This is a genomic window from Streptomyces lancefieldiae (genome assembly GCF_031845825.1).
In the GTDB taxonomy this organism is placed as follows: Bacteria; Actinomycetota; Actinomycetes; order Streptomycetales; family Streptomycetaceae; genus Streptomyces; species Streptomyces lancefieldiae.
The window spans coordinates 191,006-212,066 of sequence record NZ_JAVRFH010000003.1 but is presented as its reverse complement, the minus strand read 5'-3'; the positions used below and the strand labels follow the sequence as shown (position 1 = coordinate 212,066).

The window sequence follows — 21,061 nt, the reverse complement described above, 5'->3', positions numbered from 1 at the left end:
TCTGATCAGAACCGAGGTGTACGCCCATGGAGGCCCCGCCGGACAACGACGTGCTCTGGGCCCACGCCCTGCGCTTCCAGCACCACGACGGCTCCCCCGCGCTGCAAGGCGTGTCGCTCGGCGTCCACGAGGGCGAGATCCTTGCCGTGACCGGCCCGCGCGGCAGCGGCAAGACCACGCTGCTGCGGTGCCTGTCCGGGCTGACCCGGCCGCAGGACGGCGAGGTGTGGTTCAACAGCGTGCCGGTGCACACCATGGGACCACTGCGCCGGGAGCGGCTGCGCCGCGACCGCTTCGGCTGGATCGACCCCACCCCCGTGCTCGTCCCGGAGCTCACCGTGTGGGAGAACGCCGCCCTGCCCCTCATGCTGCGCCGCACGGGTCGGCGCCGGGCCAAGACCGCCGCCCTGGAATGGCTGGAGCGCCTCGACGTCGGGGACAAGGCCCGTCGGCGCCCGCACGAACTCCAGCAGGCCGAGCGGCAGCGCGTCTGCATCGCCCGCGCGCTCGCCGTCGCCCCCGCGGTCCTCTTCGCCGACGAGCCGACGGCTCCCCTGCACCGCGCCGACCGCGCCCATGTGCTGCGGACGCTCACCTCGGCGGCCCGCTCGCACGGCATCACCGTCGTCCTCGCCACGCACGACGCGCAGACCGCCGCACTCGCGGACCGCACGGTGGCGCTGCTGGACGGACGGCGGGTGAAGACCGTGCACCTGCCTCCGGCCACCGAGACCGAGACCGAGCGGACCCCCGGGGCCGCCGACACCTCCGGAACGGAAGGCCGGGCGGCGTGCTCGCTCTCCGCCTGACCCGCACCGCCCACCTCGCCGTACAACTGCGCCGCCTGCTCGTCGCGGTGGCCTCGGCGGGCACGGGCTTCCTGCTGCTGTGCGCCCTCGGCCACGCGATGAGCCACCCCGACGCGCCCGGTGCCTCCGCCCTCCGCCTGGCCTGGTGCGCGGCCCCCCTGGCCGCCACGGTGTACCTCGCCGTCGCGGTGGCCCGCACCGATCCAGGCGCCCGCCCCCGCCCCGGCCTCTCGGCGATCGGCCTGGGCCCGGGCCGGCTGATGGCCGTCTCGGCGACGGCCACGGCCCTGGCCGGCGCGCTCGGCTCGGCTGCGGCCCTGCTCGTCTTCCTCCACCTGCGCGGCGACCTGACGGGCAGGCCCGTCGGCGGCGCCGTGACCGACGCCCTGGCCGTCGGTCTGCCCCTCCCCTTCCCGGCGGCTGTGACCCTGCTGGCCGTGGTACCGGTGACCGCCTCGGCCGCCGTGGCGCTCACCCTGCGTCCCCGCGAGGCACGGCCCAGGTCCGCCACCGGGACACGCGGTTACGGCCGCTTCGGCGCGTACGGCCGGGGCGCGGTCCGCGAAACCTTCGGCGCGTACGGCCGCTTCGGCGCCCGCCTGGCACCGGCACCCGCGGGAGGCGAAGCCGCCCGGCCCGCAGGCATGCCCGCCGCTCAACCGGACCGGCCTGCGGGCGGTCGGGCCGCCGGGGAGACGGTGGCCGCCGACGTGCTCCCGTCCGGGGGAGGCGCCCCGCGCACACAGGTCACCGACCCCCACCCCCCAGCCGCAGCGGACGCCACGGAGGTACCGCGGCCGACTCCGGACGCCGTACCCGTCCCCCCGGCCACGAGCCGCCCCCAGAACACCTCCGTCCTCCCCTGGGGCATCGCCGTACTCACCGCGGGCCTGGCCGTGGAGAGCTACGCCGGCAACACGGCCACCCCCGTCCCCGACACCGCTCCCTCCGCCGGCGTCCTCATCGGCTGGGCCCTCACCGCCCTGGGCCTCGCCCTGGCCGGCCCCGGCCTCACCCACCTGTGCGGCCGCCTCCTCCAGGCCACCCGCCCCGGCGCCCTGCGTCTGCTGGCCGGCCGGGTCCTGATGGAGGAGTCGAGCCGTATCGGCCGCCCCCTGGGCGTCGTCTGCGCCGTGGCCTCCGCGGCCTGCACGGCGGCCATGCTGTACGAGCCGGGCGGAGCGGCCCCCGGTCCACTGGGCACCCTCGGCGCCCTCCTCGTCGCGGGCTGCGCGGTGGCCACGCTGCTCACCGCGGCCGTGGAGACCAAGCACACCCGCGCCGACACCACTCAGGCCCTGCTGCGGCTGGGCGCGCCCCGGGCGATGCTGCGCGGCGCCGCCGCCGTACGCGCCGGGTCGTTGCTCGTCCTGTTCGGCCCGCTGGCCCTGATCGTCGCGGCACTGACCTCGCTGCCGCTGCCCCGCTGACCCGCTGTCCGTGCGCTGGAAAAGAATTTCGAAGAAATCCCCGAAGCACCGATGAGTTCCGCACGCCCCTCCCGTCCAACCCTGCGAACGGCACGACAACAGCGTGACCCCGACCGGAGAGGCCCCCATGTACCAGCAGATGATCTTCGTGAACCTGGCCACCAACGACCTCGACGCCTCGAAGAAGTTCTTCACCGGGCTCGGCTACGAGATCAACGCCCAGTTCAGCGACGACACCACCGCGTCCATCCCGCTCAGCGAGACCATCGTCGTGATGATGCACACGCCCGAGAAGTACCGGGTGTTCACGAAGAAGGAGATCGTGGACTCCACCAAGTCCAGTGAGGTGCTGATCGCGCTCAGTGCCGAGAGCCGCGAGAAGGTCGACGAGCTGGTGGAGAAGGCGGTCGCGGCCGGCGGCTCGGTCACCGGCGAGACCCAGGACCACGGCTTCATGTACGGCCGCGCCTTCGACGACCTCGACGGCCACACCTGGGAGGTCGTGTGGATGGACCCGGCGGCCGTCCAGGACTGAGACGCGGGCACACCGGGCGGGGGAGGGCGGATCCGGGGCCGAAACGTATCGGCGGTTAATAAGACGGCAAAGCCAACGTCCTTGGCGGGCATATGCGTTGACACTGCTTATGCACCGCTTATAGACCGGAGCCTCGTGGGTGTGCTGACGCCACATCACCATGCCTGACCATGCGTCGGCACCCTCTCCACCCCCCGCATTCGCGTCTCCCGTAAAGGACAAACGTGGCAGTCCTGTCCATCATCAGCCGCACGGCATCACGCCGTGGTGTTCGCGCCCTCGGGGTCGCCTCCGCCTCGGTGGCCCTGGCGCTCGGCGCCGCCGGCAACGCCCTCGCCTGCGACATCAGTGAGTTCTCCGCCGCCGCCAAGTGCGAGGGCGACAAGGGTGTCATCACCGTCACCGACGTCGACCCCGCCGGCATCCCGGCCACCGTCACCGTCTACCTCCGGAGCAACGGCGCCGACGCCGAGAAGATCGGCGAGCAGGAGGTCAAGGGCTCGCGCGAGGGCAGCACCATCACCTTCGCCGCGGACTGGAAGCCGAACGCCGAGTACCGCATCCACGTCAAGGCCGACCGGTACGTCGACGAGGACATCAAGCCGAACCTCGTGACCCCGTCGACCCCCTGCAAGACGGAGGTCACGCCGAGCCCGACCCCGTCGGAGACCTCCTCGACCCCGGCCGGGGGGACAGAGACGACCGCCCCGGCGCCGTCCACGTCCGCCCCGGCGCCATCGGGGAGCGAGAGCACCGCGCCGGCGGCCGTGCCGAGCAACGCCCCCTCCCCGGCGGCCGGTGACGCCAACCTCGCCGAGACCGGCGCGAACTCGAACACCGGCATGATCGTCGGCATCGCGGCGGCCCTGGTCGTCGTCGGTGGCGGCGCGGTCTTCTTCGGCCTGCGCCGTCGCGGAGCGAACAGCGACCGCTGACGCCTCGCACTTCGGCAGGCAGCGCGGTGGCCCGTCCCCGGCCGGGGGCGGGCCACCGTGCTGTCAGCCGAACGTCGCCTTCTCCAGCCAGAGTTCCAGCAGTTCACGGGCGCCGAGCACCTCGAGTTCCGGGGCGTCCAGCGGCAGCCGGCCGTAGAAGGCCAGCAGGACGGAGGTGAGCGGGCCCCGCAGCGCCACGGTGGCCTTCTCGTGGCCGCGGCGCCAGGTGACACCGTCCTCGGGAAGCTCGATCAACCACTCGGCAGCCAGGTCGGCGGCGGTGTCGGTGGCGTGCAGGTGGATGCTCCCGCCCGGGGCCCGCAGCTCCCGCACCGGCGCGTCCGGAAGGACCCGCTGCACGAACCGCACGATCTCCAGCCACTCGTCCACCGCGTCGGCCGCCACCTCGGCCGCGACCGCCTCGAACGGCCGGCCCGCCGCGAGGGCCGCGTCCGCCCCGTGGACGACGAGTTCGTGCGTCATCCGGCGGGCCCAGAACCCCGCGTTGTGGATGCCGGCCCACGACCACGCCCGCGCGTCCGGGCCCGCCTCCCGCAACGTACCGACGACCACCGCGCCCGACTCCGCCAGCCAGGCGTCCAGCGCGGTGGCGTCCCCCTGCCTCCCGGGGCCCGCGGACCCTGGCACCCGGTCGAGCGGGACCTCCTCCTCGGCGCGGGTACGGACGATCAGTTCCGTCCAGCGCAGGGCACGGCCCACGTGTCGTACCAGGTCCTCCAGGGTCCAGTCCGGGCAGGTCGGCACGGTGGCGGACAGATCGGCGCCGGAGGTCAGCACGGTCCGCAACTGCCCTACCTGCCGGGCGATTTCGTCGCAGTACCGATCATGTGCGAGAAGCGTCATGCCCGTCACCCTACGAGCCGGACGCTCACCCGAGCACGACGATTTCCGTCACGTCGAACTCCACCCCGACCGCGTCCCCCACCTCCGGCGCCGTCCGCAGCGCACACGCCGCCTCCAGGCGCGGCGCACCCTCGGGCTGGAGGTGCACGGCGACGTGGGTGCCCCGGAAGGTGCGGGCGGTGACCGTGCAGCGCAGGCCCGCGTCGGCGGGCACCAGGCGGACCCCGGCGGGCCTCACGAGCAGGGTACGCGTTCCCTGCGGGGCCTCCTCGGGGACCGGCACCTTGCCCCAGGGCGTGTCCGCGGCCTGCCCCGTGACGGAGGCCTCGACCACGTTGTCGAAGCCGAGGAAACGGGCCACGAACGCGTCGACGGGCCGCTGCCAGACCTCGAGCGGCGTCCCCGACTGGGCGATCCGCCCGTCCCGCATCACCACGACCCGGTCGGCCAGCGCGAAGGCCTCGCCCTGGTCGTGCGTCACGGCGAGCACCGTGGTGCCCAACCGCCCGAACAGCTCCCGCAGTTCCACCACGAGACGCTCCCGCAGCGAGCGGTCCAGCTGACCGAGCGGCTCGTCCAGCATCAGCAGCCGCGGCCGGGGCGCGAGGGCGCGGGCCAGCGCGACCCGTTGCTGCTCACCGCCGGAGAGCGCCGCGACGGACCGGCGGGCGGCGCCCGGCAGCCCGACCAGTTCCAGCAACTCCCCCACTCGGTCCCGCTGTTCGGAGCGGGACGCGCCACGCATCCGCGGCCCGAAGGCGATGTTCCCGGCCACGTCCCGCTGCGGGAACAGCTGGTGGTCCTGGAACATCAGCCCGACCTCGCGCCGGTGCGCGGGCACCCCGGACTGATCCCGCCCGTCCAGCGTCACCCGCCCGGCGTCCAGCGGCTGGAGCCCGGCGACCGCCCGCAGCAGCGTCGACTTGCCGCTGCCGCTGGGCCCCAGCACGCACACCACCTCGTGCTCGGCGACATCCAGGTCGACGGCGTCGAGGACGGCCCGGCCACCGAAGCGGACGGTCGCGCCCCGCAGGCTCAGCAGCATCCCTAGAACTCCCCGCTCCGGTCGGTCCGCAGCCGCTCCAGTACCACCAGGGCCACGGCACACACCACCATCAGAATCGTCGACAGGGCCATCGCCTGCCCGTAGTTCATGTCCCCCGGCCGCCCCAGCAGCCGCGCCACGGCCACCGGGAGCGTCGGGTTGTCGGGCCGCGCGATGAACACGGTCGCCCCGAACTCACCCAGCGACACCGCGAAGGCGAACCCGGCCGCGACCAGCAGCGCCCGCCGCACCATCGGCAGGTCCACCTCCCGCCACACCCGCCACGGCGACGCCCCGAGCACCGCCGCCGCCTCCCGCAGCCGTACGTCCACCGCGCGCAGCACGGGCAGCATGGTCCGCACGACGAAGGGGACGCCGACCAGCGCCTGGGCGAGCGGCACGAGGACCCAGGAGGACCGCAGGTCCAGCGGGGGCTCGTCCAGCGCGATCAGGAACCCGAAGCCGACCGTCACGGCGGACACCCCGAGCGGCAGCATCAGCAGCGCGTCGAAGCCGCGCACGAAGCGGCCCGCGTCGCGCCGGGTGAGCGCGGTGGCGGCGAGCGCGCCGATCACCACGGCGATGGCGGTGGCGGCGACGGCGTACTGGAGGGAGTTGCCGACCGCCTCGATCGGCGGGACGAGGAAGGCGCCGCCGTCCTCACGGGTCAGCGCCCGGTAGTAGCCGAATCCGGGGGCGCCCAGTGACCGTTCGACCAGCACGGCGAGCGGCAGCACCAGCAGCACGGCGACGGTGGCCAGGACCCCGGCGAGCAGCGCCCACTGGCCGGTCCCGCGCGGCCGGCGCGCGGTCCCGGCGGCGTCCACCAGCCTGAGGGCCGTCTCCCGCCGCCGTACCGTCCAGGCGTGCACGGCGAGGATGGCGCAGACCGCCGCGAACTGGATCAGCGTCAGCACGGCGGCCGTGGACAGGTCGAAGACCTGCGAGGTCTGCCGGTAGATCTCCACTTCCAGGGTGGAGAAGGTGGGCCCGCCGAGGATCTGCACCACGCCGAAGGAGGTGAAGGTGAACAGGAACACCATCAGCGCCGCGGCGGCCACGGCGGGCGCGAGCGCGGGCAGGGTGACCTGCCGCCAGGCCCTCATCGGGGACGCGCCGAGCATCCGCGCGGCCTCCTCCTGGCGCGGGTCGAGCTGCGCCCACAGCCCGCCGACGGTGCGCACGACGACGGCGTAGTTGAAGAAGACGTGCGCGAGCAGAATGGCCCACACGGTGGTGTCCAGGCGTACGCCCCACAGCTCGTCGAGCAGCCCGCCGCGCCCGACCAGGGCCAGGAACGCCGTACCGACGACGACCGTGGGCAGCACGAACGGCACGGTCACCACGGCCCGCAGCAGCTGCTTGCCGGGGAAGTCGAAGCGCGCGAAGACATACGCGCCGGGCAGGGCGATCAGCAGCGTGAGCGCGGTGGAGGCCAGCGCCTGCCAGGTGGTGAACCACAGCACGTGCCGGACGTCGGGCTGTGCCAGTACGTCACCGATCCGCCCGAACTGCCAGGTCCCGTCGATCTCCAGGCCGCGCGCGACGATCGCGGCCACGGGGTGGACGAAGAAGACCGCGAAGAACGCGACGGGCACGACCATCAGGGCGAGCCGCGCCACGCTCTGGCGCCGCCGGGCGGTGGCGGTCCTGTTCCTGGTCACTTCAGGAGGAGCGAGGTCCACGACTTGACCCACTGGTCACGGTTGTCGGCGATCTTCTGCGGGTCCATGGTCTGCGGGTTCTTGGCCTGCGGCCCGTACTTCACGAACTCCGGCGGCACCTGCGCGGCCTCCCGCACCGGGTAGACGAACATGTTCAGCGGCATGTCGTCCTGGAACTCCTTGCCGATCAGGAAGTCGAGCAGCGCCTTGCCGCCCTCGGGGTTCTTCGCGTTGCTCAGCAGGCCCGCGTACTCGACCTGGCGGAAGCAGGTACCGGTGGCGACGCCCGTCGGCGCGGTGTCCGGCTTGGGGTCGGCGTAGACCACCTCGACGGGCGGGGAAGAGGCGTAGGAGACGACGAGCGGACGGTCGCCGCCGGCCTTCTTGCCGCCGGCCGAGCCGGAGAACTCCTCGTTGTAGGCCTGCTCCCAGCTGTCGACCACCTTGACGCCGTTGGCCTCCAGCTTCTTCCAGTACCCCTCCCAGCCCTTGTCGCCGTACTTGGCGGCGGTGCCGAGCAGGAAGCCGAGGCCGGGCGAGGAGCTGCCGGCGTTCTCGGTGACGAGGAGGTCCTTGTACGCGGGCTCGGCGAGGTCGTCGAAGGAGTCGGGCGGGGTCAGCCCGTGCTCGCTGAAGTAGGCCTTGTCGTAGTTGACGCAGATGTCACCGGTGTCGATCGGCGTGACGCGGTGCTTGTCCTGGTCGACCCGGTACTCGGGGAGGATCATGTCGGAGCCCTTGGGCTCGTACGACTGGAACAGGCCGTTGTCGAGCGCGCGGGACAGCAGCGTGTTGTCGACGCCGAAGAAGACGTCGCCCTGCGGATTGTCCTTGGTGAGGATTGCCTTGTTGACGGCCTGCCCGGCGTCGCCGTCCTCCAGGACCTTGACCTTGTAGCCGGAGCTCTTCTCGAAGGCCGCGATGACGTCCTTCGACGCGGCCCACGAGTCATGGCTGACCAGTGTCACGGTCTTGGAGTCGCCGGAGCCCTTGCCGTCGCCGTCGGACGACGACCCACAGGCGGCCAGGCCGCCGACCAGGCCGAGCCCGACGACCAGGACGGTGGCCTTCTTGGTGATGCTCACTGAATTCCTCCTGGGTGACCAGGAGAAGACGCGGCCCCGCCCGGAACCCCTGGCAGGGATCCCGGGCAGGGCGCAACAGCTCGAGTGATGACCGATCTCCCTACCCAGAATGACCTGGGCCAGGTTCGGAGGGTCTGCGGCCGGTGCCGCACTCTCAGCGCTGTGGCGCTCCCCTGTCGGAATATGAAGATGTACTGACGTATGAAGATGTACTCGGTACGAAAATGTACTGAGGCCGGTAGGTTACCGCTCGCTCGCGGCGAGCTGACCGCACGCCCCGTCGATCTCCTGCCCACGGGTGTCCCGGACCGTCACCGGCACACCGTGCGCCGCGATCGCCTCCACGAACGCCTTCTCGTCCTCGGGCCGCGACGCCGTCCACTTCGAGCCAGGCGTGGGGTTGAGCGGGATGAGGTTGACGTGCACGGGCTTGCCCTTGAGCAGCCGTCCGAGCCGGTCACCACGCCAGGCCTGGTCGTTGATGTCGCGGATCAGCGCGTACTCGATCGACAGCCGGCGCCCGGACTTCGCCGCGTACTCGAACCCGGCGTCCAGCACCTCGCGCACCTTCCACCGGGTGTTGACGGGCACGAGGGTGTCGCGGAGCTCGTCGTCGGGAGCGTGCAGCGAGATGGCGAGGCGGCACTTGAAGCCCTCGTCGGCGAACCGGTGGATCGCCGGCACGAGGCCGACGGTCGAGACGGTGATGCCGCGCTGGGACAGGCCCACGCCGTCGGGCTCCGGGTCGGTGAGGCGGCGGATGGCTCCGACGACCCGGTTGTAGTTGGCGAGGGGCTCGCCCATGCCCATGAACACGATGTTGCTCAGCCGCGCCGGGCCACCGGGGACCTCGCCGTCCCTGAGCGCCCGCATGCCGTCCACGATCTGGTGCACGATCTCGGCCGTGGACAGGTTCCGGTCCAGGCCGGCCTGTCCGGTGGCGCAGAACGGGCAGTTCATGCCGCAGCCGGCCTGGGAGCTGATGCACATGGTCACCCGGTCCGGGTAGCGCATGAGCACCGACTCGACGAGCGTCCCGTCGAACAGCTTCCACAGCGTCTTGCGGGTGGTGCCCTGGTCGGTCGACAGATGCCGGACGACCGACATCAGCTCGGGCAGCAGCGCGTCCTGGAGCCCCTGGCGCGAGCCGGCGGGGATGTCGGTCCACTGCTCGGGGTCGTGCGCGTACCGCGCGAAGTAGTGCTGCGAGAGCTGCTTCGCACGGAACGGCTTCTCACCGATCGCGGCGACAGCCTCCTTGCGCTCGGCGGGCGTGAGGTCGGCGAGGTGCCGCGGCGGCTTCTTGGCTCCGCGCGGGGCGACGAATGTGAGTTCTCCGGGCTTAGGCATGACCTTCCCAGTGTCGCAGATCCACACGGGTGTCCGGTCAGCTCATGATCGCGGCCACGATCCACGAGCCGTAGAACTTCAGGCGATGGGTCACGCGGCAGTAGTACCGCGGCCTGCGCCGGCCCTCCTGGTCGAGGAGCACCTCGCACCAGCGGCAGGGCAGATCGCCGTGGTACCTGCCGTCGTCGCCCCGCCTCGCCCGCGCCATGGGGGAAGACTAGGGCCTGTCTGACCAACCCCGTCGTCCGCCCGGAGCGCGGCAGGCGGGAATGGTCAGACAGGCCCTGGGGCCCGTGCGCACGGACAGCGGTCGGGCCCCCGTCCCGCAGGAGAACGAGGGCCCGGCGCGGTCACTCGTGAGGGTCAACCGGAGCCGACGAAGACCACCAACAGCAGCCACACCACCGGTGCCGTCGGAAGGAGCGAGTCCAGGCGGTCCATGATGCCGCCGTGGCCCGGCAGGAGCGTCCCCATGTCCTTGATGCCGAGGTCTCGCTTGATCATGGACTCGCCGAGGTCGCCCAGGGTGGCGCTGACGGCCACCGCGAGGCCGAGCAGCAGACCCTGCCACCACGTGCCGTCGTCGATCAGGAACTGCATGCACAGCGCGCCCGCCGCCATCGCGAACGCCACCGCTCCGAGCAGGCCCTCACGGGTCTTGCCGGGGCTGATGCGCGGGGCGAGCTTGGTCCTGCCGAAGCGCCAGCCGACGGCGTAGGCACCGGTGTCACTGACGACCGTCAGTATCAGGAAGACCAGGACGCGCCACGGGCCGTCGTCCGCCATCAGCATCATCGCGACGAACGTGGCCAGGAACGGCACGTAGAACGCCGCGAACAGACCGGCCGTGACGTCCTTGAGGTAGCCCTCCGGCGGCCCGGTCATCCGCCATACGAGGACCGCCAGCGCTGTGAGCGCCATGGCGACCCACGCGCCCTCGGAGCCCCGCACGTACCCGGCGACGACCATCGCCGCGCCGCCGACCGCGAGCGGCACGAGGGGCGCCTCGATGCCCTTGCGTTCCTCCAGCCGCTTGGTCAGCTCCCACAGGCCCACCACGACGGCTATCGCGATGACACCGACGAAGACGGCCTTGACGACGAACAGCGACGCGACGATCACCACGCCGAGCCCGACGCCGACCCCTATCGCGGCACCCAGGTCGCGCCCCGCGCTCTTCTTCTGCGGCTGCGGCTGCGCCGGCCGGGGGGCGTCGGGCATGGGCTCCGGATTCTGCGGCACCGCCGCATACGGCTGCGCCGACGGGTTCTCTCCTCGGTACCTGTCGTCGCGCAGCGGCTCGTCTCGGAACAGGGGACCGCTCAGCCGAGCGGCCCCCTGGTCGTCATCCTGGTCTCCGCCGTGTTCGGGTACGTCGGGCACTATGGGCATGGGGCGAGTCTGCTGCGCGTAATGCGCATCGTACGCGGGACCCGCCGGGGCAGCGCCCTGGACAGGTCCCTGGTCGGACGGCCCCCAGTACCCGGCTTGTGGCGGCGCTCCCCAGGAAGAGTCGTTCATCAGACCTCGAGCAGCTCCGCTTCCTTGTGCTTCAGGAGCTCGTCCACCTGGGCGACGTACTTGGCGGTGGTGTCGTCGAGCTCCTTCTCCGCACGGCGGCCCTCGTCCTCGCCGACCTCGCCGTCCTTGATCAGCTTGTCGATGGCGTCCTTGGCCTTGCGGCGCACGGAGCGGATGGACACCTTGGCGTCCTCGCCCTTCGCCTTGGCGACCTTGATGTAGTCGCGGCGGCGCTCCTCGGTGAGCTCCGGGAACACCACCCGGATGATGTTGCCGTCGTTGCTGGGGTTGACGCCCAGGTCGGAGTCGCGGATCGCCTGCTCGATGTTGCGCAGCGCGCTCTTGTCGAAGGGCGTCACCACGGCCATGCGCGGCTCGGGCACGGAGAACGAGGCCAGCTGGTTGATCGGCGTCACCGCGCCGTAGTAGTCGGCCACGATCTTGTTGAACATCGCCGGGTGCGCACGACCGGTGCGGATCGCGGCGAAGTCCTCCTTGGCGACCACGACGGCCTTCTCCATCTTCTCCTCGGCCTCGAGGAGGGTCTCTTCGATCACCACTTGCTCCTGCGTGTCTTGAGTAGGCCCGGCTGCGGTCCCCTGTCGGGGTCCCGGCCGGCTGCGTCGCGTTCTTCCTGCACGGTTCCCGACCGGTGGGACATTGTCCATCCCCCGGCCCGGCCCCGTCCCGTCCGTCCCCCGGACAGGTGGCGTCCGCGGACAGAGGGTGGTTCTCCGGTCAGTCCCGGCTGCCTTGGTCACCCACAAGCGTGCCGATCTTCTCACCCTTGACGGCGCGGGCGATATTGCCCTCCTTCAAAAGCTCGAAGACCACGATCGGGAGGCTGTTGTCGCGGCAGAGCGTGACGGCCGTGGCGTCGGCGACCTTCAGGTCACGGGTGATGACCTCGCCGTACCCGAGCGCGTCGAACTTCACGGCGTCCGGGTTGGTCTTCGGGTCGGAGTCGTAGACCCCGTCCACACCGTTCTTGCCCATGAGCAGCGCCTCGGCGTCGATCTCGAGGGCGCGCTGGGCGGCGGTGGTGTCGGTGGAGAAGTAGGGCATGCCCATTCCGGCGCCGAAGATGACCACGCGGCCCTTCTCCAGGTGGCGCACGGCGCGCAGCGGGATGTACGGCTCGGCGACCTGACCCATGGTGATGGCGGTCTGCACGCGGCAGTCGACGCCCTCCTTCTCCAGGAAGTCCTGGAGGGCCAGGCAGTTCATCACGGTGCCCAGCATGCCCATGTAGTCGGAGCGGGCACGGTCCATGCCTCGCACCTGCAGTTCGGCGCCGCGGAAGAAGTTGCCGCCGCCGATGACGACGGCGATCTGCGCGCCGTCGCGTACGACGGCCGCGATCTCGCGGGCGATGGCGTGCACCACGTCGGGGTCGACGCCCAGGCCCCCGCCACCGGAGAAGGCCTCTCCGGACAGCTTCAGCATGAAGCGGCCGCGTACTTTGCCGTCGTCGCTCTTCTCGGCCTTGGTGGTCATGGGAATCTCGCCTCTTTTACGTGGGTCACACACACGAAGAAGGCCACTGCCGGTGGGGGCGTGATTCGCATCCCGTACGCGGCAATGGCCTCCTCGTCAGATCTGCTGTCGCCCGCCGCCACGCGCAGGTGCGCAGCGACGGACGGCAACGGCGCGGACGACTGCTGTCGACCCTACCGGGGTCGCGCGTCCGTCGCGGTACGGACTCAGATGCCGACCTTGATGCGCGAGAAGCGCTTCAGGGTGACACCGGCCTCGTCCAGCACCTTCTGGACGGACTTCTTGTTGTCCAGGGCGTAGGGCTGGCCGAGCAGGGTGGCGTCCTTGAAGAAGCCGTTGAGGCGACCCTCGACGATCTTCGGCAGGGCGGCCTCGGGCTTGCCCTCGGCGCGGGTGGTCTCCTCGGCGACGCGGCGCTCGGACTCGACGACCTCGGCCGGGACGTCCTCCTTGGAGAGGTACTTCGGCGCGAAGGCGGCGATGTGCTGGGCGACGCCCTTGGCGATCTCCGCGTTCGGCTTGTCCAGCTCGACGAGGACACCGATCTGCGGGGGCAGGTCGGGCATCGTGCGGTGCATGTACGCGGTCACGAAGCCGCCGGAGAACTGCGCGAAGCGGTCCAGGACGATCTTCTCGCCGAGGTTGGCGTTGGCCTCGTCCACGAACGCCTGGACGGTCTTGCCGGGCTCGATCTCGGAGGCGAGCAGCGCCTCGAGGTCGGCCGGGGCGGCCTTGGCGACGTGCTCGGCGATGGCCGTGGCGACGTTCTGGAACTTCTCGCCCTTGGCGACGAAGTCCGTCTCGCACTTCAGCTCGACGAGGACGCCCGAGGTGTTGTCGTCGGCGATGATCGAGACGACGGCACCGTTCTCGGCAGAGCGGCCCTCGCGCTTGGCGACGCCCTTCTGGCCCTTGATGCGGAGCGCCTCGACGGCCTTCTCGACGTTGCCCTCGGCCTCGTCCAGCGCCTTCTTGCAGTCCATCATGCCGGCGCCGGTGAGCTCGCGAAGCTTCTTGACGTCGGCGGCGGTGTAGTTCGCCATGATTCCGGAATCTCTCTCGAAGTCGGAAGATCTACGGGCCGACGGCGGGGGCTTGGTGGGCCCCCGCCGTCCAGAACCCGAAAGGGTGAGGGGTCAGGCCTGCTCGGCGTCCGCGGCAGGGGCCTCGGCCGGAGCCTCGGCAGGCGTCTCAGCCGGAGCCTCGGCAGGCGTCTCAGCCGGAGCCTCGGCAGGCGTCTCAGCCGGAGCCTCGGCAGCGGCGGCCTCGGCGGGAGCCTCGGCCGGCTTCTCGGCCTCGTCGGCCTTCTTCTCGCCCTCGAGCAGGTCGCGCTCCCACGCGGCCAGCGGCTCGCCCGCGGCCTTGTCGCCCTTGCCCTCGGTGGCGACACCGGAGCGGGCGATGAGGCCCTCGGCGACGGCGTCGGCGATCACGCGGGTGAGCAGGGTGACGGAGCGGATCGCGTCGTCGTTGCCCGGGATCTTGTAGTCGACCTCGTCGGGGTCGCAGTTGGTGTCGAGGATGGCGACGACCGGGATGTTGAGCTTCCGGGCCTCACCGACCGCGATGTGCTCCTTCTTGGTGTCCACGATCCAGACGGCGCTGGGCACCTTGGACATCTCGCGGATACCGCCGAGGGTCTTCTCCAGCTTGGCCTTCTCGCGGGAGAGGACCAGCAGCTCCTTCTTGGTGAGGCCGGAGGCGGCCACGTCCTCGAAGTCGATCTGCTCGAGCTCCTTCAGGCGCTGCAGGCGCTTGTAGACGGTCGAGAAGTTGGTGAGCATGCCGCCCAGCCAGCGCTGGTTGACGAAGGGCATGCCGACGCGGGTGGCCTGCTCGGCGATGGCCTCCTGCGCCTGCTTCTTCGTGCCGACGAACATGACCGTGCCGCCGTGGGCGACGGTCTCCTTGACGAACTCGTAGGCGCGGTCGATGTACGACAGCGACTGGAGCAGGTCGATGATGTAGATGCCGTTGCGCTCCGTGAAGATGAAGCGCTTCATCTTCGGGTTCCAACGACGGGTCTGGTGACCGAAGTGGACGCCGCTTTCCAGCAGCTCCCGCATCGTGACGACGGCCATGGCCGTATCTCCTTGAGTTCTCGGTTGTGCCGCGCGAGCCGGACGGCTCCCGCGCCTGACGCCCGCGATGCGCCGTGCCGCGAAGGACCGAGGGGCGCTGACACGAACCAGAACCGGCCTCGTGTCGGGGCGTGCGAAGTCGACCCGGTGACCCGGATCGCCATCAGAAGTGTACGGGACCCGCGGGGCACCGGGTGACGCGGCTGTCCACAACCGGGGCGCGATCCACAGGGCCGGGCGGGCGACGGACCTGGTGCGGGACGGTTCTCCCATGCGCGTGAGGCGATGTGTGAGTGCGTGTGCGTGGGTGGTGTTGCTGCTGACCGTCATGGCCCCGGGGCCGTTGCGACCGGCGCCGGTGGAGTCGGCGGTGTCGGTGGCGGTGACGGCCACGGACGCCGGACGGTTGCCGGACCCGACGGTGCCGGCGGACCCGACGGTGCCGGCCGTGGCCCGCCACTGGCCCGTTGGCACCCGGCCCGCGGTCGTGCGGGGCTGGCGACCCCCGTCGACGCCGTACGGCCCGGGTCACCGTGGCGTGGACCTCGCCGCGGCGGCCGGGGCCCCGGTACGGGCGGTGGCGCCGGGGAGGGTGTCGTTCGCGGGGCGGGTGGCGGGGAGAGGCGTCGTCTCGCTGGAACTCACGGGGACGGGCGAGCCACCCCTGCGGACCACGTACGAGCCGGTCGAGGCATCGGTGAAGAAGGGCGACGACGTCGCGGCGGGCGAGGTGCTCGGCACGGTCGGACCAACGGGCTCCCACTGCGCGGGCTGCCTGCACTGGGGCCTGCTGCGAGGCGACGTCTACCTCAACCCGCTGTCCCTGCTCCCACCGTGGCTGCTGGACGGAGGGCCATCGAGACTGCTGCCGGTCCTGGGGGTCCCGTTGCCCGACCAACCGGGGGTCCAGGCGCCTCCCTCAGTACCTGAGCAGCCCGGGAGACCCACCCGTGGACGGCACTCCCCGCGGGCGGTACAGGGCGGCGCGGGCGGCGCGGGCGGCACGCCGTAGCGCCGGGCCACGTCTTCGCCCCGGGGCGAGGACACGGGGCGGAGGCGTGGCCCGGCGCGAACTCGGGAGACGTCAGCCGCCCTCCGGGCGGTCAGCCCCGCACGCCCCGCAACGCCATGGAAACCGCCGCATCTGTGATCGCCGTCGGCTCCTCCGCCGCCCCCAGCTCGATCCGCCGCACGGCCGCGTCCACGACCCCCTGCAGCAGCATCGCCGCCAGCCGCGGCTGTCCGTGTCCCATCTCCTCCAGCGCCTCGACGATCAGCGCGATCAGCCCGCCGTGCGCCGCCCTGATCTTCTCCCGCGCGCCGGCGTCCAGCTCGCTCGCGGAGATGGCCACGACGGCCCGGTGCCGCCGGTCACCCACGAGGGCGAGCTGCTTGCGCACATACGCCTCGACCTTGTCCTCGGGCGTCGTCTCATGCTCCATCGCCGCCTCGACCTCCGCGGCCCAGACCGGGAAGTCGACGGCGCACAGCTCCTCGACGACCGCCGCCCGCGACCGGAAGTACTCGTAGACGGACGACCGGGCAAGACCCGTTCGTTCGGCGAGGGCGGGGAAGGTCAGCGCCTCCGTTCCGCCGTCGGACAGCAGGGAGCGTGCCGCGTCCAGCAGGGCGGCACGCTGCATCGACCGGTGCTCGGCCACGGAGGCCGCTCGAATCCTTGGCACGTCACCACTTTACGGACGCGTCACCCCGTACGGGAGTCACTCACCCGATGGCACGACCGCCGACAGGGGTACCGACGGGGGCGCCGGGCAGGGCCGGTCGCGGACCACAAGGCCAGGTCAGCGGCCAAATCCCGCGAGCTTCGCCCGTAGTTGCAACACCGATTTGGTGTGGATCTGGCTGACCCGGCTCTCGGTCACACCCAGCACGTTCCCGATCTCGGCGAGCGTCAGCCCTTCGTAGTAGTACAGCGTGACGACGGTCTTCTCCCGCTCGGGCAGCGTGTTGATCGCCCGCGCCAGGAAGCGCCGCAGCTCCCGGTCCTCGGCGATCTCCACCGGATTGTCGGCGGCGGTGTCCTCAAGGGTGTCCATGAGGCTCAGCCGGTCCCCGCCGTCGCCCCCGGCGTGCAGCAGCTCCTCCAGCGCCACCACATTGGCCAGCGACAACTGGCTGAAGACCGCGTGCAGCTCCTCCACCGCGATCCCCATCTCGCCGGCCACCTCGCCCTCCGACGGGGTCCGCCGCAGCCGAGCCTCCAGCGTCGCGTACGCGCGCTCCACGTTTCGCGCCTTCTGCCGCACCGACCGCGGAATCCAGTCCAGTGCCCGCAGCTCGTCGATCATCGCGCCCCGGATCCGGGTGATCGCGTACGTCTCGAACTTGATCTCCCGGTCGATGTCGAACTTCTCGATCGCGTCGATCAGTCCGAACACCCCCGAGGAGACGAAGTCCGCCTGCTCCACGTTGGGCGGCAGTCCCACGCTGACCCGGCCCGCCACGTATTTCACGAGGGGCGAGTAGTGCAGGATCAGCTGTTCCCGCAGCCGCTCGTCCCCCGTCGCCTTGTACGACCGCCACAACTCGTCGAGTGTCGAGGGGGCGGACGGTCGCACGCTGCCACCGTCGCGGGCGGCTGGGGGGATCGCCGCCCGGTCGGACCCGGAGGTGTGCTGGGGCATTCGTCGCCTTGTGCCGTTCTGCCGTGATGTGCCTGGATGAGGCCGGCGGTCTGCTGTCTCGTTGTCGCCTGCTGTCGGCTCTCCGCGTGGGGGTCCTCGTGAGCGTAGCGTGACTGGACTGTCGCGGTGTGCGAAGAGCGAGGCGGGGACCCTACGCAGATACGTTCCGCTGAACGCTCTACAGGGGGGACGATGATCGCTCCGCGCGGTCATTTAAGTACCCCAACTGCCAGGAATCCCAAGGGCGTAGGGGTTCCCCCGGACGGCCGAATACGCTGGGTCAGCACGGACTCCGGCCGCCACGGACCGAGATCACCGCCTGGCGTGTCAACTTCCAGCCATCGCCGTGTCGTTCGGCGTAACCAAGAGCTCGAAGTTCGTACAGTCTCGCGATCGCGTCGTCCTCCGTGGTCTGGGCGCGTCGCGCCACCTCGGCCGGCGCCGCCGCGCCGCGCGCCGGGAGCCCGGCCAACACCTGTCGGGCCCGGGGTTCCAGCAGGTCGGTGGGGAGCACCGGCCCGCGCCGGTCCGGGGGCAGTTCACCCATGCCGCCGACGAGTTCGACGACCTCGTCGGCATCGGTGACGAGCACCGCGTCACCACGCAGCAGCTCGTGCACCCCAGCGGACAACGCGCTGGTGGCCGGCCCGGGCACCCCCATCGTGTGCCGGCCCAGGCGCTGGGCCGCCCGCGCGGTGACCAGCGAGCCGCTGCGGTAGGCGGCCTCGACGACCACGGTGCCGCGGGTCAGCGCGGCGATCAGGCGGTTGCGCAGGACGAACCTGCTCGGCGTCGGGTGATCACCCGGCGCCAGCTCCCCGAGGACCAGTCCCTGTTCCGCGATCCTGGTGATCAGTCCGGCGTGCCCGGGTGGGTAGGGGCGGTCGACGCCGCAGGCGAGGACCGCGGCGGTGGCGCCGCCCGCCCCGAGGGCGCCCCGATGTGCGGCGCCGTCGACTCCGTAGGCGCCGCCGGACACCACGACCCAGCCACGTTCGGCGAGACCGGCGGCGAGGGTCGCCGCCATGTGTGCGCCGTACTCGGTGCAGGCACGGGCACCGACGACGGCCACCGACCTCAGCGCCCACATGCGCAGGCTGGGCCGGCCACGGACCCACAGACCAAGAGGCCGGGCGTCCCCCAGGTCGTCGAGCTGCCCCGGCCACTCGGCCGTCCCTGGGGGCACGAAGCGCACCCCCGCCGCCCGGGCGACATCCAGGTCCCTGCGCGGATCGGCCAAGGCGGCCCGGGCGCGCAGCCCTGCCCACCGTTTCTCGCTCACCCCCGGAAGCGCGCGCCCGCCCTCCCGCAGCCGCCGCACCACCTCCACGACGCCCCGCTCCCGCACCCACCGTCCACCGGTCTCGTCGCCGGGCTCGATGACCCGGGTGAGAAAGACCCGGCCGAGCAACTCGTCGTCCGCCCGGCCGTCCCACTCCGCGTCCCCACCCCCCGGCACGTCGTCCCCGTGCACGCCATCACCCCGGGTCATGCCGACGCGCCCAGGGCCATGGGGACGCCTCGCGGCACACCGGTGCGCAGTTGCAGTGCCAGGGCGACGTCCTTCGCATCGGGCCGGTCGTGGCCGACGAGATCAGCGACGGTCCACGCGACCCGCAGGACACGGTCGAGGCCACGAGCGGTGAGCGCGCCCCGTTCCAGGCTGCGCTCCGCCTCGTCCAGCGCGCCGGGCGCGGCGTGCCAACGGCTGCGCAGCTCCCGTCCGGGCACCTCGCTGTTGGACCGCCACGGGGTGCCCGCGAGGCGCGCGGCCGCCCGTTCCCGAGCCGTTAGCACCCGGTCGGCAACCGTCGCGGTGGTGGCACCCCGGGTGCCGTGGCCGGCCAGTTGGCTGCGCGTGACCCTGTCCACCTCGACCCGGAGGTCGACCCGGTCGAGCAGCGGGCCGGACAGCCTGGCCTGGTAGCGGCGGATCGCCGAGGGCGGGCACTCGCACAGCTGCTCCTTCTGCGAGAAGCGCCCGCACGGGCAGGGGTTGGCGGCGAGCACCATCAGGAACCGCGCCGGGAACCGCACCACGCCCGCACTGCGCCCGATGACGACGTGCCCGGCCTCCAGCGGCTGGCGCAGGGCGTCCAGCGCACGGCTGCTGAATTCCGGCGTTTCATCCAGAAACAGGACACCTCGATGAGCCAGCGACACGGCACCGGGTCGCGCGATGCCGGGGCCGCCCCCGACGAGCGCCTGCATCGTGGCGGAGTGGTGCGGTGCGCAGTAGGGCGCCGCGTCGATCAGGGGTTTGCCCGGCGGCAGCAGGCCCGCCACCGAGTGCACCGCCGTGACCTCCAGCGACTCCGACCGGTCGAGCCGGGGCAGGATGGCGGGCAGCCGCTCCGCGAGCATGGTCTTCCCGGCGCCGGGCGGCCCCTCCAGGAACAGGTGGTGGCGGCCGGCCGCGGCGACCTCCACCGCGGTGCGCGCCGAGTCCTGGCCCACGACGTCGGCGAGGTCATGGGCGTGGTCGTGCTGGGCCGCTCCCATGGCGCGCATTCCGGTGGCGGCGCCCGTGCCGGGCATGCGCAGGCCTGCGAGGAGCGGGTCGGGCCGGCCCTGCCGGTCGGGCTCCTCCTCCGGCACGGGTTCGTCGGCGAGGACGGCGATCAGCTGACGCAGGCTCCGCACGCCGAGTACCGACACACCGGGCACCAGGGACGCCTCGGCGGCGGCGCATTCCGGCACGACCACCTGTTCGTACCCGGCCTCCGCCGCGGCCAGCACCGTCGGCAGGATGCCGCGCACCGGTCGGACCCGTCCGTCCAGGCCCAGCTCGCCGATCATCACGATGTCGGCGAGCACCCGCGGGTCGATCCGCTCGGCGGCTCCGAGCACGGCCGCGGCGACCGCCAGGTCGAATCCACTGCCGCTCTTCGGCACCGACGCCGGACTGAGCCCCACCGTCAGCTTCTTCTGCGGCCACTCCGCACCCGAGTTCACCACCGCCGCCCGTACCCGGTCCCGGCTCTCTGTCAGGCTCTTGTCCGGCAGCCCCACCAGCGTGAAAGCGGCCACGCCCGGTTCGAGGTCGGCCTGGACCTCGACCACCACGCCCTCGACGCCGACGAGGGCGACGGAGCACGTACGCGCGAATCCCATCACGCCACCCCGCGCGCGTGCTCGACGACGGGGGCGCCGCGCTGCGGAATGAGCACGCCGACCAGGTCGATGCGGACCCCACCGGGCGGGGCTCCCCCATGGGCCTGGATCCAGCGGTCGGCGAGCCGCCGCAGTCGCTCCGCCTTCTCGGGGGTCACCGCGGCCATCGGGTGTTCGAAGGAACCACCCCTGCGGGTCTTGACCTCGCAGACGACCAGGGCGTCCCCGTCCCGGGCCACGATGTCGATCTCGCCGGTCCTGCCACAGCGCCAGTTGCGCTCCAGAACCGTCATCCCGGCCTCGGACAGCCGGCGGGCGGCGAGCGTCTCACCGTACTTGCCCATCGCACCTCGTGCGTTCATGTCGGCACCACCTCCGGCGCCAACGATGAGGGCAGTTCAGCGAGCTTGTGGATCTTGGTGGACAGTCGGGTGGCTGTGGACAACCCGGTCACCCCGACAGGGGATCGTCATCCCGCCATCACCC

20 protein-coding genes, 1 pseudogene and 1 riboswitch are annotated in these 21,061 nt (G+C 71.8%); of the genes and pseudogenes, 5 read left to right on the top strand and 16 right to left on the bottom strand.

The window, feature by feature from the left end:
• Positions 1-26: 26 nt before the first annotated feature.
• The 4 genes from RM812_RS04720 to RM812_RS04705 all read left to right on the top strand — a co-directional run bounded on the left by RM812_RS04720 (position 27) and on the right by RM812_RS04705 (position 3,709).
• Positions 27-809, top strand: coding sequence for an ABC transporter ATP-binding protein (locus tag RM812_RS04720; RefSeq protein ID WP_311571102.1), 783 nt, complete (start codon positions 27-29; stop codon positions 807-809).
• Entirely contained in the window at positions 791-2,239 is a 1,449-nt protein-coding gene (locus tag RM812_RS04715; protein WP_311571101.1) for a hypothetical protein, read from the top strand. The genes RM812_RS04720 and RM812_RS04715 overlap by 19 nt, the downstream gene beginning before the upstream one ends.
• A 127-nt stretch (positions 2,240-2,366) precedes the next feature.
• A complete protein-coding gene (locus RM812_RS04710; RefSeq protein WP_311571171.1) occupies positions 2,367-2,774 on the top strand; it encodes a VOC family protein in 408 nt (135 codons plus the stop codon).
• A gap of 224 nt (positions 2,775-2,998) precedes the next feature.
• Positions 2,999-3,709, top strand: a complete 711-nt coding sequence (locus RM812_RS04705; protein ID WP_311571100.1) for an LAETG motif-containing sortase-dependent surface protein — start codon at positions 2,999-3,001, stop codon at positions 3,707-3,709.
• Positions 3,710-3,772: 63 nt separating this feature from the next.
• Here the strand turns inward: RM812_RS04705 and RM812_RS04700 are convergent, their stop codons facing one another.
• The 11 genes from RM812_RS04700 to rpsB form a co-directional block, all read right to left on the bottom strand.
• On the bottom strand, positions 3,773-4,573 hold the full coding sequence (locus tag RM812_RS04700; RefSeq protein WP_311571099.1) for a maleylpyruvate isomerase family mycothiol-dependent enzyme: 801 nt from the start codon (positions 4,571-4,573) through the stop codon (positions 3,773-3,775).
• Between the two features lie 25 nt (positions 4,574-4,598).
• Positions 4,599-5,618 carry an ABC transporter ATP-binding protein gene (locus tag RM812_RS04695; RefSeq protein ID WP_311571098.1) on the bottom strand — a complete coding sequence of 340 codons (1,020 nt, stop codon included), beginning with the start codon at positions 5,616-5,618 and terminating at the stop codon, positions 4,599-4,601.
• 2 nt (positions 5,619-5,620) lie between these two features.
• Entirely contained in the window at positions 5,621-7,222 is a 1,602-nt protein-coding gene (locus tag RM812_RS04690; protein ID WP_311571170.1) for an ABC transporter permease, read from the bottom strand.
• Between the two features lie 56 nt (positions 7,223-7,278).
• The gene (locus RM812_RS04685) at positions 7,279-8,367 is read right to left on the bottom strand and encodes a thiamine ABC transporter substrate-binding protein (protein ID WP_311571097.1); all 1,089 of its coding nucleotides are present in this window, start codon (positions 8,365-8,367) and stop codon (positions 7,279-7,281) included.
• Positions 8,368-8,446: 79 nt separating this feature from the next.
• Positions 8,447-8,552: riboswitch (TPP riboswitch) on the bottom strand.
• A 58-nt stretch (positions 8,553-8,610) separates the two neighbouring features.
• Positions 8,611-9,717, bottom strand: coding sequence for a 23S rRNA (adenine(2503)-C(2))-methyltransferase RlmN (rlmN, locus tag RM812_RS04680; protein ID WP_311571096.1), 1,107 nt, complete (start codon positions 9,715-9,717; stop codon positions 8,611-8,613).
• A gap of 37 nt (positions 9,718-9,754) precedes the next feature.
• Positions 9,755-9,925 carry a hypothetical protein gene (locus tag RM812_RS04675; protein ID WP_311571095.1) on the bottom strand — a complete coding sequence of 57 codons (171 nt, stop codon included), beginning with the start codon at positions 9,923-9,925 and terminating at the stop codon, positions 9,755-9,757.
• Positions 9,926-10,080: 155 nt separating this feature from the next.
• On the bottom strand, positions 10,081-11,238 hold the full coding sequence (locus RM812_RS04670) for a phosphatidate cytidylyltransferase (protein WP_311571094.1): 1,158 nt from the start codon (positions 11,236-11,238) through the stop codon (positions 10,081-10,083).
• Positions 11,238-11,795 carry a ribosome recycling factor gene (frr, locus tag RM812_RS04665; RefSeq protein ID WP_217141732.1) on the bottom strand — a complete coding sequence of 186 codons (558 nt, stop codon included), beginning with the start codon at positions 11,793-11,795 and terminating at the stop codon, positions 11,238-11,240. The genes RM812_RS04670 and frr overlap by 1 nt, the downstream gene beginning before the upstream one ends.
• 181 nt (positions 11,796-11,976) lie before the next feature.
• Positions 11,977-12,735, bottom strand: coding sequence for a UMP kinase (pyrH, locus tag RM812_RS04660; protein ID WP_031039590.1), 759 nt, complete (start codon positions 12,733-12,735; stop codon positions 11,977-11,979).
• Between the two features lie 206 nt (positions 12,736-12,941).
• Entirely contained in the window at positions 12,942-13,778 is an 837-nt protein-coding gene (gene tsf, locus RM812_RS04655) for a translation elongation factor Ts (protein ID WP_311571093.1), read from the bottom strand.
• A gap of 93 nt (positions 13,779-13,871) precedes the next feature.
• The gene (gene rpsB, locus RM812_RS04650; RefSeq protein ID WP_311571092.1) at positions 13,872-14,816 is read right to left on the bottom strand and encodes a 30S ribosomal protein S2; all 945 of its coding nucleotides are present in this window, start codon (positions 14,814-14,816) and stop codon (positions 13,872-13,874) included.
• A 271-nt stretch (positions 14,817-15,087) separates the two neighbouring features.
• Here rpsB and RM812_RS04645 point away from each other — a divergent pair.
• Positions 15,088-15,708 (top strand): annotated as a pseudogene (locus tag RM812_RS04645) (peptidoglycan DD-metalloendopeptidase family protein); the annotation flags it as partial.
• Positions 15,709-15,919: 211 nt separating this feature from the next.
• On the opposite strand, the gene RM812_RS04640 reads toward RM812_RS04645, so the two are convergent.
• From RM812_RS04640 to RM812_RS04620, 5 genes are all read right to left on the bottom strand, one after another.
• Positions 15,920-16,477: a TetR/AcrR family transcriptional regulator gene (locus tag RM812_RS04640; protein ID WP_311571169.1), complete on the bottom strand. Its 558-nt coding sequence runs from the start codon at positions 16,475-16,477 to the stop codon at positions 15,920-15,922.
• A gap of 141 nt (positions 16,478-16,618) precedes the next feature.
• Positions 16,619-17,461 carry an RNA polymerase sigma factor WhiG gene (gene whiG / locus RM812_RS04635; RefSeq protein WP_311571090.1) on the bottom strand — a complete coding sequence of 281 codons (843 nt, stop codon included), beginning with the start codon at positions 17,459-17,461 and terminating at the stop codon, positions 16,619-16,621.
• Positions 17,462-17,741: 280 nt separating this feature from the next.
• A complete protein-coding gene (gene dprA, locus RM812_RS04630) occupies positions 17,742-18,953 on the bottom strand; it encodes a DNA-processing protein DprA (RefSeq protein ID WP_394816422.1) in 1,212 nt (403 codons plus the stop codon).
• Positions 18,950-20,575: a YifB family Mg chelatase-like AAA ATPase gene (locus RM812_RS04625; RefSeq protein ID WP_311571088.1), complete on the bottom strand. Its 1,626-nt coding sequence runs from the start codon at positions 20,573-20,575 to the stop codon at positions 18,950-18,952. The genes dprA and RM812_RS04625 overlap by 4 nt, the downstream gene beginning before the upstream one ends.
• Positions 20,575-20,937 carry a YraN family protein gene (locus tag RM812_RS04620; RefSeq protein WP_311571087.1) on the bottom strand — a complete coding sequence of 121 codons (363 nt, stop codon included), beginning with the start codon at positions 20,935-20,937 and terminating at the stop codon, positions 20,575-20,577. Before RM812_RS04620 ends, RM812_RS04625 begins: the two co-directional genes overlap by 1 nt.
• Positions 20,938-21,061: the final 124 nt, after the last annotated feature.

Excerpts from the sequence above, each read along its gene's own strand:
- rlmN (WP_311571096.1), bottom strand. The coding sequence starts at position 9,717 with ATGCCTAAGCCCGGAGAACTCACATTCGTCGCCCCGCGCGGAGCCAAG.
- RM812_RS04625 (WP_311571088.1), bottom strand. The coding sequence starts at position 20,575 with ATGGGATTCGCGCGTACGTGCTCCGTCGCCCTCGTCGGCGTCGAGGGC.
- RM812_RS04620 (WP_311571087.1), bottom strand. The coding sequence starts at position 20,937 with ATGAACGCACGAGGTGCGATGGGCAAGTACGGTGAGACGCTCGCCGCC.
- RM812_RS04695 (WP_311571098.1), bottom strand. The coding sequence starts at position 5,618 with ATGCTGCTGAGCCTGCGGGGCGCGACCGTCCGCTTCGGTGGCCGGGCC.
- tsf (WP_311571093.1), bottom strand. The coding sequence starts at position 13,778 with ATGGCGAACTACACCGCCGCCGACGTCAAGAAGCTTCGCGAGCTCACC.
- whiG (WP_311571090.1), bottom strand. The coding sequence starts at position 17,461 with ATGCCCCAGCACACCTCCGGGTCCGACCGGGCGGCGATCCCCCCAGCC.
- RM812_RS04710 (WP_311571171.1), top strand. The coding sequence starts at position 2,367 with ATGTACCAGCAGATGATCTTCGTGAACCTGGCCACCAACGACCTCGAC.
- RM812_RS04670 (WP_311571094.1), bottom strand. The coding sequence starts at position 11,238 with ATGAACGACTCTTCCTGGGGAGCGCCGCCACAAGCCGGGTACTGGGGG.
- RM812_RS04720 (WP_311571102.1), top strand. The coding sequence starts at position 27 with ATGGAGGCCCCGCCGGACAACGACGTGCTCTGGGCCCACGCCCTGCGC.
- dprA (WP_394816422.1), bottom strand. The coding sequence starts at position 18,953 with ATGACCCGGGGTGATGGCGTGCACGGGGACGACGTGCCGGGGGGTGGG.
- RM812_RS04700 (WP_311571099.1), bottom strand. The coding sequence starts at position 4,573 with ATGACGCTTCTCGCACATGATCGGTACTGCGACGAAATCGCCCGGCAG.
- pyrH (WP_031039590.1), bottom strand. The coding sequence starts at position 12,735 with ATGACCACCAAGGCCGAGAAGAGCGACGACGGCAAAGTACGCGGCCGC.
- RM812_RS04690 (WP_311571170.1), bottom strand. The coding sequence starts at position 7,222 with ATGGTCGTGCCCGTCGCGTTCTTCGCGGTCTTCTTCGTCCACCCCGTG.
- RM812_RS04675 (WP_311571095.1), bottom strand. The coding sequence starts at position 9,925 with ATGGCGCGGGCGAGGCGGGGCGACGACGGCAGGTACCACGGCGATCTG.
- rpsB (WP_311571092.1), bottom strand. The coding sequence starts at position 14,816 with ATGGCCGTCGTCACGATGCGGGAGCTGCTGGAAAGCGGCGTCCACTTC.